The following is a 16,290-nucleotide window of genomic DNA, read 5'->3' on the forward strand; positions in this document are numbered from 1 at the left end:
AGTAAAATCACTATAAAACTTGAGTAATGTTCTCAATTTACATACTGACATATAACGAAGAACTAGATATTGCTGCTTGTATCGAATCAGCGATGCTATCGAATGACATTATTGTTGTGGATTCATGCAGTAGCGATCGCACTGTGGAAATTGCCAGTAGCTATCCCATCCGTGTTGTCCAGCACGCTTTTGAAAGCCACGGCCGCCAACGCACCTGGATGTTAGAGTCTATCCCCCCAAAGCACGAATGGGTTTATATTCTCGAAGCTGATGAGCGGATGACACCAGAACTGTTCGCCGAATGCGAAAAGGTAAGTCAGAATCTTGATTACATCGGTTACTACGTGGCTGAACGTGTCATGTTCATGAATCGTTGGATTCGTTACAGCACACAGTATCCCCGTTACCAAATGCGTCTCTTCCGCCACGGAAAGGTGTGGTTTACAGACTACGGTCATACTGAGCGGGAAGTGTGTGAAGGTGCAACCAGCTTTTTAAAAGAAACATACCCTCACTACACTTGTAGCAAAGGTTTGAGCCGTTGGATTGATAAGCATAACCGTTATTCTACAGATGAAGCTCAAGAAACGCTGTATCAGTTAGAACAAGGAAAGGTCAACTGGCAAGATTTATTCTTTGGTAAATCGGAAGTCGAAAAACGCCGCGCCTTGAAAGATTTGTCTTTGCGTTTACCTGCGAGACCGTTGCTACGCTTTCTATATATGTATTTTATATTAGGTGGCTGTTTAGATGGACACGCTGGACTTGCTTGGTGTACATTGCAGGCATTTTACGAATACTTGATTTTGCTCAAAGTTTGGGAAATGAAGTATCTACCAAAACCTAATTTAGAGGTAACAGCAATTCTGGCACAAGAGAGTCCACAACAGTTACAGTGTGCGGATTCGGAAACTACACAGGCTGATGTGGCGTAAAGGGAATTGGAGATTAGAAGGATTCTCAGTCAAATCAACAAGTAGCGATCGCAAAATCAGAATTCAGAAATAGGGTAGCATAGCTAGCTGTGGTACCCTACTGCGCTTTAAATTTAAACAAAACCACCATATTAAATTAATATTTATAACAGACCATTTTCATAAAAACCGCTCCCGTTCAAACGTGAGTGACTGACCATATAAAATAACTCCTCAGTTTACCTGGTGGTACTTTCAGAATCAAAAGCAGCTTTTGATTGAGCGCGATAGATTAGTAATACCTTATGACTTGCAACAATCATTTACAAGTCTTACAAGGAAAGGTGACATTTTCTGAGAACAACCAGCCGCCATCTGATTGGTTGATATCTATGTCTATGCTTGTAGGAGAATAGCTGATTTACAGCAACAAATACGTATTGTTGCTGTAGTAGCCAAACTGCTAGCGTTTTGGAGAGTTACTTGCGGCAGAAGTTGCTTCAAGTAAAGCCTTTGCTATTTGACGAATTTGCTGGTATGGATACCAATAACAAAAGTTCCTCTAGCTTAAAACAGGAGAATCAGGGCTTGGTAATCGATCGCCTAAAACAGGACTTAAAAAACGACCTGATTGCTGGTTTGTTGGTAGTAATTCCCCTCGCAACCACTATCTGGCTGACAATTACCATTGCTAATTGGGTAATCAACTTCCTCACCCAAATTCCCAAACAACTGAATCCTTTTGATGGGTTAAACCCAATTCTAGTAAATTTACTGAATTTATTAGTAGGATTGGCTGTGCCACTACTGTGTATTTTATTGATGGGCTTAATGGCTCGCAATATTGCTGGACGGTGGTTGTTAGATTTTGGTGAGCGATTATTACAGGCAATTCCCTTAGCTGGGCAGGTATACAAAACTCTCAAACAGCTTTTAGAAACAATACTAAAAGATTCTAATGGTAAATTTCGCCGGGTAATTTTGGTAGAGTATCCCCGCCGAGGAATTTGGGCGATCGCCTTTGTCACTGGTGCAATCAGCAGTGATATCCAAGCCCAGATGTCCCGCCCCGTCCTAAGTGTTTTTATCCCCACCACCCCAAATCCAACTACCGGATGGTACGCAGTCGTTCCTGAAGACGAGGTGGTGAACCTCTCCATGTCTATTGAAGACGCTTTTAAAATAGTCGTATCAGGTGGCATTGTCGCCCCTAATACGCCCTTGATTTTCCCTCAAGAATCTACAGTGGAAGTGAAACACGACGAAATCAAGCGGCAGATTATTCCCGTTGAAGAAATTTAAAATCAATCTGGCAAAGTCACAAGCAAATGCGTAATCTTGTTGTTTGACTGTGCCAAAATTGATAAACTTGTAAGTTTGCCCAGCCTAGTTACTCAGTTCTCGCACAATCACCCCTGACTTTTATGCAACCTCGTAAACCCCAGCAAATTGCTCGTGAATTGGCGCTTTTAAGCCTTAGCCAATTGCCAGTCAACCCAAAAAAATTAGATACACTACTAGACGATCAGCTAGTATCCAAATTGGTGCTAGGAGCAGTACGCACCCTGACCTCAGAAGTGCAAGATACCCTCAATAATGCCGCAGGTGAACTGCAACGCAGTAACGATCGCCTTTTGAGTAGCCAAACTCGTGCTTCCGACCTCAATTCTGCCAGAACAATGCTTCAAGAAGCGATCGCCTGCACCCAGACAGCAATCAATCAATTGGGTACGGCAGTTGATTTCCCCGAATTGATTCAACTAGCTAATCAGGATAAAGGAGTCCGTAATTACGCTAAAGAGCTTGTGATTACTGTCAATGAAAATCGACACATTATAGATGAACTCCTTTCTACTGCCTTAGTGGATTGGCAAGTAACTCGTCTCGCCCAACTTGACCGCGATATCCTGCAAATCGCTGTGGCAGAAATGAAATTCTTAGGAGTTCCAGATAGTATCGCCATCAATGAAGCTGTGGAGCTAGCCAAACGCTACAGTGGAGACGACGGTCATCGATTTATTAATGGTGTTTTGCGCCGAGTCACTGAGCAGAAAAAAACAGCATAGTAACACTGCCTAATTCATATACTGCTATGGAGAAAAGTCTGTAGCCGCTTCTGCGGCTTCCTCCGAGCGAAACTTTTACCTTGGCGCTAGCTCTCCTTTGGAAGAAGGGGAGACGCTGCGCGAACCAAAGGAAACTAATTCTCCTCAAACTAGCTATGAAAGGTGAGGATAACCGGGAAGTTTTCACCCTAAGAAAAAGTGCAAAGTTAAATTAAACTCATAACTTATAACTTATAACTCATATAACTAATACTGCTGCAATGGTTTTTAATTGGTTCCGCCGTCAATATAACGATTCCTCTGAGACTCCCTCTGATAAAAAACAGGAAGAAACTACTCCTGCACAAGAACCCCAACCAGAGCCAGCCGAAACCTCAGCTGCTGAAACTGCACCAGACACAACGGCAGACTTGTTGGCGTTTGCTAAAGCTGCTTACAAAAATATTCAGCAAAAACAACAGGTTGAGGTAGTAGAAACCCCGCCTGATTCAGAAAATGCCTTAGCAGAACCTGAAACTGTAGAAACGGCAATTGCGGAAATCACTGAATCAGAACTAACTGAGGAACCTGTTAGTTCAACCCTAGAAACAGCACAGCTAGAAATTATCCAAACTGCTACTGAAGAAGAAAATACAGAAGATTCCTCAGTAATTGTAATTGCTGAAGATCCCGATGTCGAAAGCCCAGAAATAACGGCAAATGAAGTTGAGCAAACCCCCACGCCAGAGGCAACTCAGCCAACAGCACCAGCTAATTTATCCTTCTTAGAACGGGCGGCGGCAGAACGGCAAGCAAAACTGGATCAACTAATAGCCACCGCCATTGAAGTTCCAGAACCGGAGGTATTACAGCCAGTAGCTGCAACCTCAGAGATAGGAGAGGAAATTCCCGGACTGGTATTTGATGATGGGTTTGTTTGGTCAGCGAAAGTTTTAGCAGCTCAAGGTAGAAATCCAGAAGACGTTTCTATTGAAGAAATAACCTGGCTGAAAAAGCTCCGGCAAGGGTTAGACAAAACTCGCCGGAGTATTCTCAACCAACTGAAGGCGATCGTTGGTCAAGGGCCGCTTAACCAAGCTGCTGTGACGGAAATTGAAGCATTACTCCTGCAAGCTGATGTGGGTGTAGAGGCGACAGACTTTATTATCAATGCGCTACAGACAAAACTTCGAGAAGAAGTTACTGCACCGGAAGAAGCGATCGCTTATCTGAAAAAAATTCTTCGGGATATGCTGGATGCACCAAGCATTGCATCCCACAAAACTAGCTTTACCCCAGAAAAAGAAACTTTGAACATTTGGTTAATCACTGGGGTGAATGGTGCCGGAAAAACCACCACCATTGGCAAAATTGCCCATTTAGGACAAAAATCTGGCTATAAATGCTTGATTGGGGCAGCAGACACCTTCCGCGCCGCCGCCGTCGAACAGGTGAAAGTTTGGGGTAGTAGAAGTGGTGTAGAAGTAATTGCCAATCCTGGAAAAAATACAGATCCGGCAGCAGTTGTATTTGATGCGATCGCAGCTGCCCAATCACGGCAAACAGAATTACTTCTGGTAGACACTGCTGGGCGACTACAAAATAAGAAAAACTTAATGGACGAACTCGGCAAAATCCGGCGAATTATCGACAAAAAAGCTCCAAATGCCAAAGTAGAATCGCTGTTGGTTCTAGATGCTACTTTAGGTCAAAATGGACTACGACAAGCCGAAGTTTTCTCCCAAGCGGCCCAACTGAGTGGCGTTGTCTTAACAAAACTAGATGGCACTGCTAAAGGCGGCGTTGCCCTTGCCGTTGTGAAACAGCTAGGTTTACCGATTCGCTTTATTGGTGCTGGCGAAGGAATTGAAGACTTACGACCCTTTTCGAGCTATGAGTTTGTCGAAGCTCTCTTAAGTAGCTAATAGAAAAATTGGGAGTTAAAAATTTTTCTTGACAAACTGAGAAATTTAGGGATAACTGAATCTGGTATTATCACTTGAACTAACTAAAAACAGTTAAAATCCTAAAATCATAAATTTGTCACAATAAATGGGTGACTTTTGCTAAAATCTCAAGCTAATGAACTTTTTCACCCCTTTAAGGGCTTTTTAAGTGGAGTAGCAAGACATTTAGTTGCTACACACAAAAGCCCGTAAACTTACATTTTGTAGAAACTTAAAGGGTAGACAAGATACTCACCCCCACAAATACAACTATTGTGGTGTGGGATGGACAGCAGTCTGAGGGGTGAGTAGTACATTAGAAAGCCAATGCAGGTGAGTCAAAGACTGTGGTCTTTTCCCTCCGCAGTTAACTCATATTGGCTATGGCAACTTGTACTGCTGTCAAAGAAGCAAGCTAAAGCTATGCGTAGCATCACCAACAGGCGAAGCGACTGCATTAGCAAGTCGGGAGAACTGCACGCTGCACGTAACTTACTTAAAAGTTAGATTACTAGCGTCAGCTGTTTGCCCAATGTTTGCCAAAAAGACGGCTTCCAACCATCAGAAATTCGGAAAATCGTCCACTGTGGACTCAAAAAGCAAATTAGTGTAAGTAAGCTGTTTCAACACTCCCAGGTGTATTTTCAGCTCCTACTTGCGAAAGAATCTACAAATATTTTTGTAGTAAATCGAGAGATTTGAATTCTGATGATCAAACGACAACATTGTTTCTGGCTTTTGACTTAAAGTTTTGGGAGGAGATTTTTTCTATATTTAGTATCATCCTTGGCGATTATCACAGTAATTATGGTATACAGATTAAGTATTTAAAGACTTATTTACATATTCTCAGCTTTAGGAATGAATGTAAGTATGTTTTTACCAAACTAAGCTCACTTTGAGCGCTTATGGAGGTTTTTGCTCAAAAGACTTCTAATTTCCTAGTTTTATATACCCAAATAATTACTCTGAAAGCGTTATAAATTATTCTTTGAATAAAGTATTTTTCTGACTTTAGAGATATGCTTTGGGAATTAAGTTATGAAAAAAGGAAAAGATTTCTGAACTATCACCAAAACCATAGCGCTTCTCGTTTTGATGCAATACACTTTGATCTTTCTTTGAAAAGGCTACGGTGTAGACACATCTCTCCATAAGGCTCGGTGTTAGGTCTATATTCAATAGAATTTAGAACCGCTATAGTAATTTTTACGGGTTGGATTTTGACTAAAAATACATGATTTTAAATGACTAAGATTCCATCAAAAATATAATAAGCAAATAAAATACTGATAAAAGTTGCCTGTTACGTCTTTATACTCTTGCTAAAGTGACAAGTCTTGTCTAATTATGGTTTAGCAATACGAAAGCCAAAAAGCTTACAAGTAATCTAAAATCTGCCAATATAAAGTGCAATAATACCTGTGCCTGTGTCTCAACTGCCCTCTCAACCCACTGACAACAATAGTAGTGCCGCGACGGATGTCACCCCAGTCGTGGCACTCAAAGAACTCGTGGCAAGGTTGCACCGGGAACAGAACAAAATTCAAGATTTGCTCAGTTCTTTAGGATTTGCCCTGAGAAGTTTCAATAATTTGAATCAGTTTTTGGAACTGATTCCGCTAATGGCAACAAGAGTGACAGATGCAGACGGCAGCGCCCTGTTTCTCTACAAACCTAATGGTCAAGTCAGGTTAGAACAGTTACATTGGCAAGATAGTGGACAGCGTAAAAATATCCGCAAAGCGCTAGAAATAGCCAGCAGTCAAATCACACTTTTGCCAAATACTGCCCCTCTAGCGAATGCGACGGGGATTTTGGATGACCAAATGCATCGCTATTTGGGGCCAGAGGTACAAATCTTTGGTACGGCGATTCTGGTAAAGCATACAGAAAGGGGATGGCTCTATGTATTGAGCCGCGATCCAGAATATAGTTGGACAGAAACTAGGCAAAAGTTAGTTAGGTTAGTGGCAGATCAAACAGCAGTAGCGATCGAAAACGATGAACTAGCTGTAGAACTTAGAAAAAAAGAACGCTTAGACCAAGAACTAGAAATTGGTGCAGAAATTCAACGGCGACTTCTACCACGTCAATGTCCCACAATCCCTGGTGCAGTCCTAGCTGCCCGTTGTAAGCCTGCAAATCGTGTTGGCGGTGACTACTACGACTTTATTGCTACCAATCAGAATAAAATTCGGTCTAAGACTAAAGGCGACACCGAGACTGGTCGCTGGGGTTTGGTTATTGGAGATGTCATGGGCAAAGGTGTCCCTGCTGGTCTGATTATGACGATGATGCGAGGAATGCTAAGGGGAGAAGTGCTACATGGGAATTCCCCAGCAAAAATTCTGCAAAACTTAAATAGAGTGATGTATGCGGATTTGGAAAATTCTCACCGTTTTGTAACACTGTTTTATTCAGAATATAATCCTCACAGTCGAATTTTGTCTTATAGCAATGCGGCACACAATCCTCCCTTGTGGTGGCACGCAGCCACGAAAACTGTCAGCCGTTTAGATACTCTAGGAATGCTAATCGGTTTGGATGCTAACAGCCAATATGAAGATGCTCAGGTACAGTTAGAGCCTGGGGATACCATTATTTACTATACAGATGGCTTGACCGATGCGGCGGCGGCTGGTGGCGATCGCTTCGATGAAGATAACTTTGTCGCTGGCTTCAATACGGCTTGCAAGTACTGTAATGGGCCAGAGGAGATTGTGGACTATTTATTTGACCAAGTTCAGCAATTCATTGGTGATGATAAGCAAAACACTGATGACATGACACTAGTTGTTCTGCAAATTTTATAGTCATTAACCATTTTTCCTGTTCAAGCCATGAATAAATACTTAATCTTATGGCAACTGGTTATGACAACTGGATATTTACCACGCCAAATTTAATTTTTAATTTATTTTTTCTTTAAATTTCCATAGCGATCGCTCAAATAATCGCAAATTAACCTTTTTTCAGGAATTGTTTGTATTTAGTCATTAGGATAATACATAAAAAATGATCCTTAGAATACATTTCTGTTGAAGCAAAAACTATATATTTTGCACATCTAGCACAGTAGGAAACGTCAAGGGGGAGAGCAGGTAAAAGGTAAAATGTACAAGGTAAAAAGTAAATTTACTTCTTCATTTTTGCTTTTTTTATATCCTTGTCACGCAAGCATTTAGCCTGTTCCCCCTTGGCGTTTTAATTTTTCTTTTCTCCGCCGTAGCAAGTTCACAACAGTTACGACGGAGTTTTGCTTTCTTTGTTTCTTAGGTCTAAACTTGGCCGTTTTCAACTTACTTGGTCTTTAAGTTATTAACCTTCATTTAATCATTTGTCAAGATATTTCTAAAAAGATTTTAGGTGAAAAATTCCGAATTAAAATAGCTATTCTTGCGCTCCAGCTTTTTGCAGACTCCGCACTACATTTTTATAACCATTAAATTCTGCAATCATCAAAGCAGTATAACCACCACGGTTTTTTAAATTCACATCTGCCCCAGCTTGGAGTAATAACTGCACAATTTCGCCATAACCTGCTGAGGCAGCCCACATCAATGATGTTGCCCTCGCTGAGTCTTGAAAATTCACATCTGCCCCCTTTGCCAGCAGCAAATGTATGATCTCTGTGTGCTTGCGTTCGGTTGCTTTAATCAAAGCAGTTTTGCCATCGTCCCCCAGAGTGTTGGCATCAGCACCATAGTCTAATAACACTTTCACTGTTTGAGTATGTCCTTGTGATGCAGCCAACGTCAAAGGTACTTCACCAAGATTTTTCCCATTAATATCTGCCTCAGAACACAGTAGGGCCTCGACAATTTTGCTATGTCCCTGCAACGCTGCTACAAGCAGTGGCGTATCACCCAGACGGTTCCTAATTTGGACATCTGCACCCCTGTTAAGTAATACTTGCACGACATCAATGTAGCCTTCCACAACGGCAAGGTGTAGGGCAGTTTCACCATCTTGGTCTTGGAGATTAATTTCAGCACCTCGATCCAGTAAAGCTGCTGCGATCGCACTATGTCCCCCTGCTGCTGCTGCCAATAATGCAGTTCCACCATCAGCATTTTTCAGATTCACATCAGCCCCCGCCGCTAGCAGTGCTTCCACAACCTCCAGATGCCCCAAGTCTGCGGCTAATGTTAAGAATGTCTCACTCTCTTGATCTGGGATATTGACATCAACACCAGTTTGGAGAATTGCTTGTAAAATTTCTATGTTTCCCTGCTTAATGGCGAGTTTCAAGGCAGTATCATCATCTTTATCGGCAATACTCACCTCCGCACCAGCAGCCAATAAGACTCGCACTACATCGATATGACCTTTGAGGACTGCGGCCATTAAAGCTGTGCTGCCATCTTCATTAATGGCGTTGACATCAGCACCTTTGGATACTAAAAGTTTCAAAATGTCAAGTTGTTTAGCACTAGCGGCTAACATCAAAGCCGTCAAACCATAGAGTTTTCTAGGCAAGTTGATATTTGCCCCGGCATCTAGGAGCGATCGCACAATTTCGGTGTAGCCTAAATTGGCAGCAAACATTAACGCCGTAGTACCTTGGCGATCGCACGCATCTACCCTCGCGCCAGCAGCCAGTAGCGCACACAGCCCCTTAATATCACCACTTTTAGCAGCTTTTAGCAGCAAAGTATCGTTGTTTTCAGTCATGAATGAGATCCCACACAGGGGGTTTTGTTCGTCTACCCTCAAAACTCAGTCTGAGATTGTTTATGCACTTTGGCAAGAGGGTTATGCAATTAAAAATTGAAAATTAAAAATTAAAAATTAAGAAATGCAGTCTTGGCAAGCATTCTAAGGTAAGGGAGGCTTAACTCTTGTCTTCTCTCCTCATCCCTTAGACTCTTTTAATTTGTGCAACTTGAAGCACAGAGAATAGAGTTATGCTAATTTTTATGAAGATTTAATAATTAGGCGAGAACACTATGAGCTTGGAACTTTCTGCGTCGGTGAAATATTGGCTGAATTTTTTCCATCCGGTGCTGATGTGGGCGCTATTAGTACTCTCAATTTATGCTGCCTACTTGGGGCTGCAATTACAGCGTACCAGAAATGCTCAGGGGGAAGAAAAGAAAGAACTGATTAAAGGTAGATACAACGTCAGACACTACCAAATCGGGTCTATACTCTTAGGTTTGATGGTAGCAGGTGCAATTGGAGGGATGGGTGTCACTTACATCAATAATGGCAAGTTATTTGTCGGCCCTCACCTGCTGGCAGGACTGGGTATGACGGGTCTGATTGCATTTTCTGCTGCTTTGTCCCCTTATATGCAGAAAGGGGCAAACTGGGCACGCGCAACCCATATTTTGCTAAATTTCACGCTTTTGGGACTTTTTGCTTGGCAGGCTGTTACTGGCGTGCAAATTGTTCAAAGAATTCTTACTAAAGCTTAGTCATTTGTCCTCTCTTACAAAGTTCTGAGCGTAGAAAACCTCCGCTCGGACTTTGCGCTTTGTCCTTTGTCATTAGTGTATGAGAAATGACAAAGGACTGTTGACTTAGCGCTTTTGTTTGGAATTCCCAGAAAAGGGTATTTCCAAAGATTTCTGAAAATCTTGCTGAACTTTGCGTGTTAAGCGACGAGAAACTTGGCGGACGATTTGGTTAAGTAAGCGATCGCCAGTAGATTGAATTATAGACTTTGGTAATCGCTGAATAAAGCGGGGAAAGTGCAAATCAACTATTAAATCCAATTCCCATTCAACTCTCGTAACTTCGCCACTACTGCAAGCATCGTTTTCTATTAGCTGGAGAGATGCCCGATAGTCTACGTCATAACCAGGCGCTTGGTAATTAGGAATGGGTATTGTACGGATGCGGTAAATACCCTCCTCTGGGGGCAACAATTCCAAACCAATTTTCGGTTCTACTTCATAACCGAAAGCACCAAAACGACCAATTACTAAAGCATAGCCATTTTCCCCAAGTAATTGCACTTTCATGGGTTCAGCACAACGAGAAAACCATAAGGCGTGAGCATTAAGATACTCAGCAACCTTCTCTGCTGGGGCAGGCATTTCCATACAATCTTGATAACGACCGTAAAATTTTGTAATCGTCGCTACATTTATGTCTGTTAATGTGTCCTTCGCTTCTTCTTGGTTGGACGCTACAGGTAAAACTGCTTCTGTTATTTCCCAGGATTTATATTCGCCTTGTCTTGAAAGCATAAATGCATTACTGTATATTTTGGCGTTCTTCTATACTAATAATTCCCCACATTCCTGGGTCATTTCGCATCAATATCCCATTTTGACCAAAACCTCATTAATCTGCCATCAACTCCATAGAATTACTAAAATAAAGAACTGAACAAGCACACAATAGTTTTCCAGGATAGCATTTCTCATGAAAGCATTTGTAGCAGGGGCAACCGGTGAAACAGGTCGCCGGATTGTGCAAGAGTTGATAGCGCGGAATATTCTCGTTCGTGCTTTGGTGCGGGATATAGAGAAAGCTAAGGGTATTCTGTCTCCTGAAGCTGAGTTGGTTGTAGGTGATGTGTTACAACCAGAAAGTTTAAATGCTGCGTTGGGGGATAGCACAGTTTTGTTCGTTGCGACTGGTGCAAAACCTAGTTTTGACCCCACTGGCCCTTATAAAGTAGATTTTGAAGGGACTAAAAATTTAGTAGAAGCTGCCAAAGCAAAGGGGATTGAGCATCTTGTCTTGGTTTCTTCTTTGTGTACTTCGCAGTTATTCCATCCACTGAATTTGTTTTGGCTGATTTTGGTGTGGAAAAAGCAAGCTGAAGAGTATATCCAGAAAAGTGGTCTGACTTATACGATTGTGCGACCTGGTGGATTGAAGAATGAAGATAACTCAGATGCGATCGTGATGCAGAGTGCTGATACACTCTTTGACGGTAGCATCCCCAGGCAGAAAGTCGCCCAAGTTGCTGTTGAGGCGCTGTTTGAAGCAGATGCACGCAATAAAATTGTCGAAATTGTTGCCAAACCTGAAGCAGCCTCAAAAAGTTTTGGAGAATTATTTGCTAACGTTGCGTAATTAAGCAGTTTAACTGCTGTAGAAATCTTGCTTTGATACAACAAGCATTTTGGGCACAGTACTACTGTGCCCTTACAAAAATACTGTATTGGATGGAAGTGAACTTAGTCAGAATGAACTCGTCAATCATTGTTGTTAATAAAGAGAGCAAATTTGAAGGAGTTAGACTCTGAAAGGCTTTGAATTCAAAGGTGTTGAAAAACTTATTGGGCCAATAGCTGCGCTTCTTGGCTTTGTGTATTTGTTGCAATGGTATATTGGAGACTTGCGATCGCCTTCCGATCCCATCTTTGCAGATAAACAGCCGCCCTTGGTGATGAAACAGGGCGATCCCTATATCCGCGCTTTAATGCGAACCATCTCGGCGAGTGAAGCCAGTGGAAACCGTCCCTATTCTCTGTTGTATGGTGGACAACAAGTTAATGACCTTAGCAGACATCCTGAGATATGCGTCACAATTGTCACAGGCCCAAATACAGGTAATTGTTCTACTGCTGCCGGCAGATATCAAATTATCAACATTACTTGGTATCGTTTGGCCCCACGTTATCACCCAAAGCCTATGCAGATGATGTTTTGGACTGCTTATAGTTTTGAAGCAGAATATCAAGATATAGTAGTTTACCGTTGGTTAACTGATTCTAAAGTTTGGGGAACTGATCTTTCTCAATTGCTGCGTCAGGGAAAGTTAATTGATGTTTTGCGACGACTCTCTCCGACTTGGACGAGTCTAGGATATGGTATAGAAACTAATTCTGTTAGTAGCTCTTTGCCTAAAGTTTATCAGAAAATGTTGCAAGAGGAATTAACCGCAGCTAATCAACCAACTGTCCAGAATTTGACACCATCGCCAACTCCTTCTAGGAAGCCACTAAAGAAGCCGTGAGATTATCTTAGTTTCTAACTTACTGTAGACAGAAAATATTTTATATTTTCCACAAATGCCAAGGTATTTTCAAAGTGAATATTATGTCCAGCATTTTTAATTATTTTTAACTGTGCAAATTCACATACTTTAGCCATTTCTGTATTAATAAATATAAATTTTTCATCATATTCACCAGCTAGTAAGAGTATATGAACTTTATTCTCTTGTAGCTTCTCCCACAAAGAAGGTTGACATCCATTCCCCATGAAGCGCAATGATTTATCTAATTCCTGCGGATTGTTTTGCAAGCGACTTTCTATCATGCGATCGTATTGTGGATGATTTTTTATATAACCAAAAATTGGTTGATTGTACCAATTGGACAAAAAATCAGCAAAATCAGTTTTAATAATGCTTCTGCTTAATTTTCTAGCTATTTGAGCATCACGCCTAACTCGTTCTAATCGTTCTGCTTTTGTTGCTAAACCTGGAGAAGCTGATTCTAATACGACTTTAATAAAACGTTCTGGGAAATTTAGAGTTAGGTATAAACCTAATCTTCCACCCATAGAATAACCAATTAAGTGGCATTTATCTATTTTTAATTCATCTAATAAATTGATTATTGCTTGAGCGGTGGTTTCCATCCCATAGTATTCATCACCTCCTACAACTTCAGTTTTACCATGTCCTGGTAAATCAAGGATAAGATAAGAAAAATCTTCTGCTAGAAATTTTATAGCTTCATCAAATTCATTAATGTTTCCCATGAAGCCATGTAACAAAATAATTATAGGTTTGTTAGTATTTATATTTATACAATAGTTAAATTTATATTTATTTAAAATCATTCTTGGAAGATATCTATAAAATCCAAATGCAAAAACTTCCCTACCGTACTCTAATATAATTTCAAGGGTATAAGTTACCCCCTTATGACTGCTTTGGAACTACCCAGACTATCAACTATGATTGTGAAATACTTGTGCTAATTTTGGCATAAAAACTCTTTGTCTGAGTCAATACACCAAATATTACATCTCTACCAAATGTCTTGTAGTGCTAGTTAATTTCTGATTTTTGTAATTTTTAAGGTAAAAATCGATCTAAAGCAGCTTTTAACTGTTTAATTTCAACTTCAATATTACCCTCTTGTGCGGCTCTCGCAATACATTCAGTTAAATGTTCATCCAAAACAATTCGCGCTACCTTATCTAATGCGCCACGCACTGCGGCAATTTGCAGTAGAACATCAGGACAAGGGCTATTTTGCTGCACCATTGTTTTAATACCACGAACATGGCCTTCTATACGCGATAATCGATTGGCAATTCGCCGTAAAGACTCTTCGCTATGGACATGAGGATGAGCAGGCTCTTCAGTCCCATGAGTATGATCTGTATGCTCGTGGTCTGTATCATGATGCTGGGAATGTTCTGCTTGCTGGGATATTGGCAAGGATTTCTTGCCTAATTGATTTGATCCATTCATGGGTTATCAAAGGACTTGTAATACTAAGATCCTAGCCTAGAGCGTTACAGGGAGTGGGGAATGGGTAAGAGGACTTGGGGACAAGTCCCCCCTACTCCCTACTCCCCACTCCCCATTTCCACTAACTCTACTGCTGACGATTGGCTCTTTGTTGGGGAATAATTTCTGTTACTACCCTACCGGTAGAACTGCCACCTTTGACAACAATATTTTCTGTTTGCAGATTACCAACGGCCGTTTCACCCATAAAATTTAACGGTGGGTCAACTTGCCGATAAACTACATTTCCCTGAGCTTCAACTAATTTATTGTCTAAATACCAAGTTAAGGTATTAGACCTCAAAGACTGTCGACGCTGACCAATGGCGTTGACTTTACCTGTTAAATAAACCGTTTTTTGCGGTATTTTCATTTCACCTTGATTGGCGGTTACGGTAAGATTTTCAGCCCGTTGGAACATTCGTACAGGGGAATTTGTAGTAACAGTTTCTGCGTTCATGTTCCATGTCATAGAGTTACTAGCTATTTGCACCGGTGGGTCTAGTAAATCTAATTGAGCATTTTGTTGAATAGTGGCAATTTTTGTTTTTAAGTTGACTTCGGCAGAATTTCCCTTACCGCGATCGCTAATCTTATTATCTTTGTAGCGATCAATTTGTATGGGGCGATCGCCAATTAGTTTTTCTTCTTTAATATTCCAGATTAAATGCTCGGTTCTTACTTGTAATTGGGGATCAGCAGAATTTGCTACTACTCGTCCAGAAAATTCCATGCGCTGTTCGCGGGTTTTAACTCGCGCTTCTTGTGCTACAGCTTGTAGTTTTTTGTGAGTGCCGTTAATTTGGTTGCGGACAATCAACAAATCTTCTTTGGGCCGCCATTCTAACTCATTGCCTTGCAATACGATTCCATTACTAGGGTCTGTGGCAAATATCTTACCTTTAAGAAACAACTGCTTCCCATCTTGTTCAATATCTGCAACATCTGCCTTGATTTGGTAAACTACTTTACCATCTTGATATAGTTCACCGTAAGGACTTTCAGCTTGACCAATTTGTTTATCTTTGGTGTATTTTGCGGTTTTAGCCCTGACTTTCCAAATTGGTCTTCCCACTTCATCTGCCTGTTCTAGGGTGACATCAAAGAAGGTTAAATCGCTATCTTGCTTAGATGAAGCCGCAGAATTTTCTTGAGAAGCTATAGGGGATTTACCCCCACAACTTACTAAACCAAATATCAAGAAAAAAATCAAAGGTAAAAAAAGGAAGGAGGGAGTGGGGGAGTATTTTTGAATTTTTTTCTCCCCCTGTCTCCCTCTTTTATGAAATTGATACGCCATTATTCTTGGATTTCTAGGTGTCCATCACTAGTTCTTGGGTCTTCCAAAAAGCCGATACCAGATAACGGCCGGTATGGATAGCTTTGGCGAGGGGTTTTTTGAATGTCTTCTTTGATGGCTTCTAAATCAATGTAGCGATCGCTTACATTAATTAAGCTGTCACTGGTCATCGAACGCAAACTTACCACTTCTACCCGCACGCCGCGATAGCTAACTGAATTGACCGCATAAGCCAAATCCCCATCACCGCTGACTAAAACTGCGGTATCATAAGAATCGACTAGCGCCATCATGTCTACTGCTATCTCTACATCCAGGTTAGCTTTTTTAGAGCCATCTGGTAGCTGGACTAAATCTTTAGCAATGACTCGATAGCCATTGCGACGCATCCACAGCAGGAACCCCTGTTGCTTCTCGTTCGTCCGGTCTACACCAGTGTAGAAAAAAGATCGCAGAAGTCTAGAACCTCCAGTCAATCGACACAATAGCTTCGTGTAATCGATCTCAATCCCTAGTTGCAGTGCAGCGTAAAATAGATTTGAGCCGTCAATAAATATGGCAACCCTACCCCGATTCTCCAAAACTTGTTCTGGCGTAAATATTGAATCGGTTTCAAAATTATTCAACATCATTGTGATACCTCGATTTT

Annotated in this window: 14 protein-coding genes; 8 read left to right on the forward strand and 6 right to left on the reverse strand. The window is 41.3% G+C overall.

The window, feature by feature from the left end; genetic code table 11:
• Positions 1–26: 26 nt before the first annotated feature.
• The 5 genes from GJB62_RS00370 to GJB62_RS00390 all read left to right on the forward strand — a co-directional run bounded on the left by GJB62_RS00370 (position 27) and on the right by GJB62_RS00390 (position 7,721).
• A complete protein-coding gene (locus GJB62_RS00370) occupies positions 27–935 on the forward strand; it encodes a glycosyltransferase family 2 protein (RefSeq protein ID WP_114080240.1) in 909 nt (302 codons plus the stop codon).
• Positions 936–1,451: 516 nt separating this feature from the next.
• Positions 1,452–2,216: a DUF502 domain-containing protein gene (locus tag GJB62_RS00375; protein ID WP_114080360.1), complete on the forward strand. Its 765-nt coding sequence runs from the start codon at positions 1,452–1,454 to the stop codon at positions 2,214–2,216.
• A 122-nt stretch (positions 2,217–2,338) separates the two neighbouring features.
• Positions 2,339–2,980 carry a transcription antitermination factor NusB gene (gene nusB, locus GJB62_RS00380; RefSeq protein ID WP_012406910.1) on the forward strand — a complete coding sequence of 214 codons (642 nt, stop codon included), beginning with the start codon at positions 2,339–2,341 and terminating at the stop codon, positions 2,978–2,980.
• 260 nt (positions 2,981–3,240) lie between these two features.
• Positions 3,241–4,884, forward strand: coding sequence for a signal recognition particle-docking protein FtsY (ftsY, locus tag GJB62_RS00385; RefSeq protein WP_114080239.1), 1,644 nt, complete (start codon positions 3,241–3,243; stop codon positions 4,882–4,884).
• Between the two features lie 1,445 nt (positions 4,885–6,329).
• Positions 6,330–7,721 (forward strand): PP2C family protein-serine/threonine phosphatase, encoded by a 1,392-nt coding sequence (locus GJB62_RS00390; RefSeq protein ID WP_114080238.1) that lies wholly within the window; start codon positions 6,330–6,332, stop codon positions 7,719–7,721.
• A gap of 577 nt (positions 7,722–8,298) precedes the next feature.
• Here the strand turns inward: GJB62_RS00390 and GJB62_RS00395 are convergent.
• Positions 8,299–9,582 (reverse strand): ankyrin repeat domain-containing protein, encoded by a 1,284-nt coding sequence (locus tag GJB62_RS00395; RefSeq protein ID WP_114080237.1) that lies wholly within the window; start codon positions 9,580–9,582, stop codon positions 8,299–8,301.
• 275 nt (positions 9,583–9,857) lie between these two features.
• Here GJB62_RS00395 and GJB62_RS00400 point away from each other — a divergent pair, with 275 nt between their 5' ends.
• A complete protein-coding gene (locus tag GJB62_RS00400; protein WP_114080236.1) occupies positions 9,858–10,328 on the forward strand; it encodes a DUF4079 domain-containing protein in 471 nt (156 codons plus the stop codon).
• A gap of 105 nt (positions 10,329–10,433) precedes the next feature.
• Here GJB62_RS00400 and GJB62_RS00405 read toward each other — a convergent pair whose 3' ends face one another.
• A complete protein-coding gene (locus tag GJB62_RS00405) occupies positions 10,434–11,105 on the reverse strand; it encodes a DUF1997 domain-containing protein (protein ID WP_114080235.1) in 672 nt (223 codons plus the stop codon).
• Positions 11,106–11,283: 178 nt separating this feature from the next.
• On the opposite strand from GJB62_RS00405, the gene GJB62_RS00410 reads away from it, so the two are divergent.
• Both GJB62_RS00410 and GJB62_RS00415 read left to right on the forward strand, forming a co-directional pair.
• A complete protein-coding gene (locus tag GJB62_RS00410) occupies positions 11,284–11,943 on the forward strand; it encodes an NAD(P)H-binding protein (RefSeq protein ID WP_114080234.1) in 660 nt (219 codons plus the stop codon).
• 235 nt (positions 11,944–12,178) lie between these two features.
• The gene (locus GJB62_RS00415; protein ID WP_245246055.1) at positions 12,179–12,829 is read left to right on the forward strand and encodes a glycoside hydrolase family protein; all 651 of its coding nucleotides are present in this window, start codon (positions 12,179–12,181) and stop codon (positions 12,827–12,829) included.
• Between the two features lie 14 nt (positions 12,830–12,843).
• Here GJB62_RS00415 and menH read toward each other — a convergent pair whose 3' ends face one another.
• From menH to GJB62_RS00435, 4 genes are all read right to left on the reverse strand, one after another.
• Positions 12,844–13,662, reverse strand: coding sequence for a 2-succinyl-6-hydroxy-2,4-cyclohexadiene-1-carboxylate synthase (gene menH, locus GJB62_RS00420; protein WP_114080232.1), 819 nt, complete (start codon positions 13,660–13,662; stop codon positions 12,844–12,846).
• Positions 13,663–13,900: 238 nt separating this feature from the next.
• Positions 13,901–14,302: a metal-sensitive transcriptional regulator gene (locus GJB62_RS00425; RefSeq protein WP_114080231.1), complete on the reverse strand. Its 402-nt coding sequence runs from the start codon at positions 14,300–14,302 to the stop codon at positions 13,901–13,903.
• A gap of 127 nt (positions 14,303–14,429) precedes the next feature.
• Positions 14,430–15,641: an LPS export ABC transporter periplasmic protein LptC gene (lptC, locus tag GJB62_RS00430; RefSeq protein WP_181852782.1), complete on the reverse strand. Its 1,212-nt coding sequence runs from the start codon at positions 15,639–15,641 to the stop codon at positions 14,430–14,432.
• Positions 15,641–16,270, reverse strand: a complete 630-nt coding sequence (locus tag GJB62_RS00435; protein ID WP_041565095.1) for an NYN domain-containing protein — start codon at positions 16,268–16,270, stop codon at positions 15,641–15,643. Before GJB62_RS00435 ends, lptC begins: the two co-directional genes overlap by 1 nt.
• Positions 16,271–16,290 lie beyond the last annotated feature (20 nt).

It is taken from the genome of Nostoc sp. ATCC 53789, from assembly GCF_009873495.1.
In the GTDB taxonomy this organism is placed as follows: domain Bacteria; phylum Cyanobacteriota; class Cyanobacteriia; order Cyanobacteriales; family Nostocaceae; genus Nostoc; species Nostoc muscorum_A.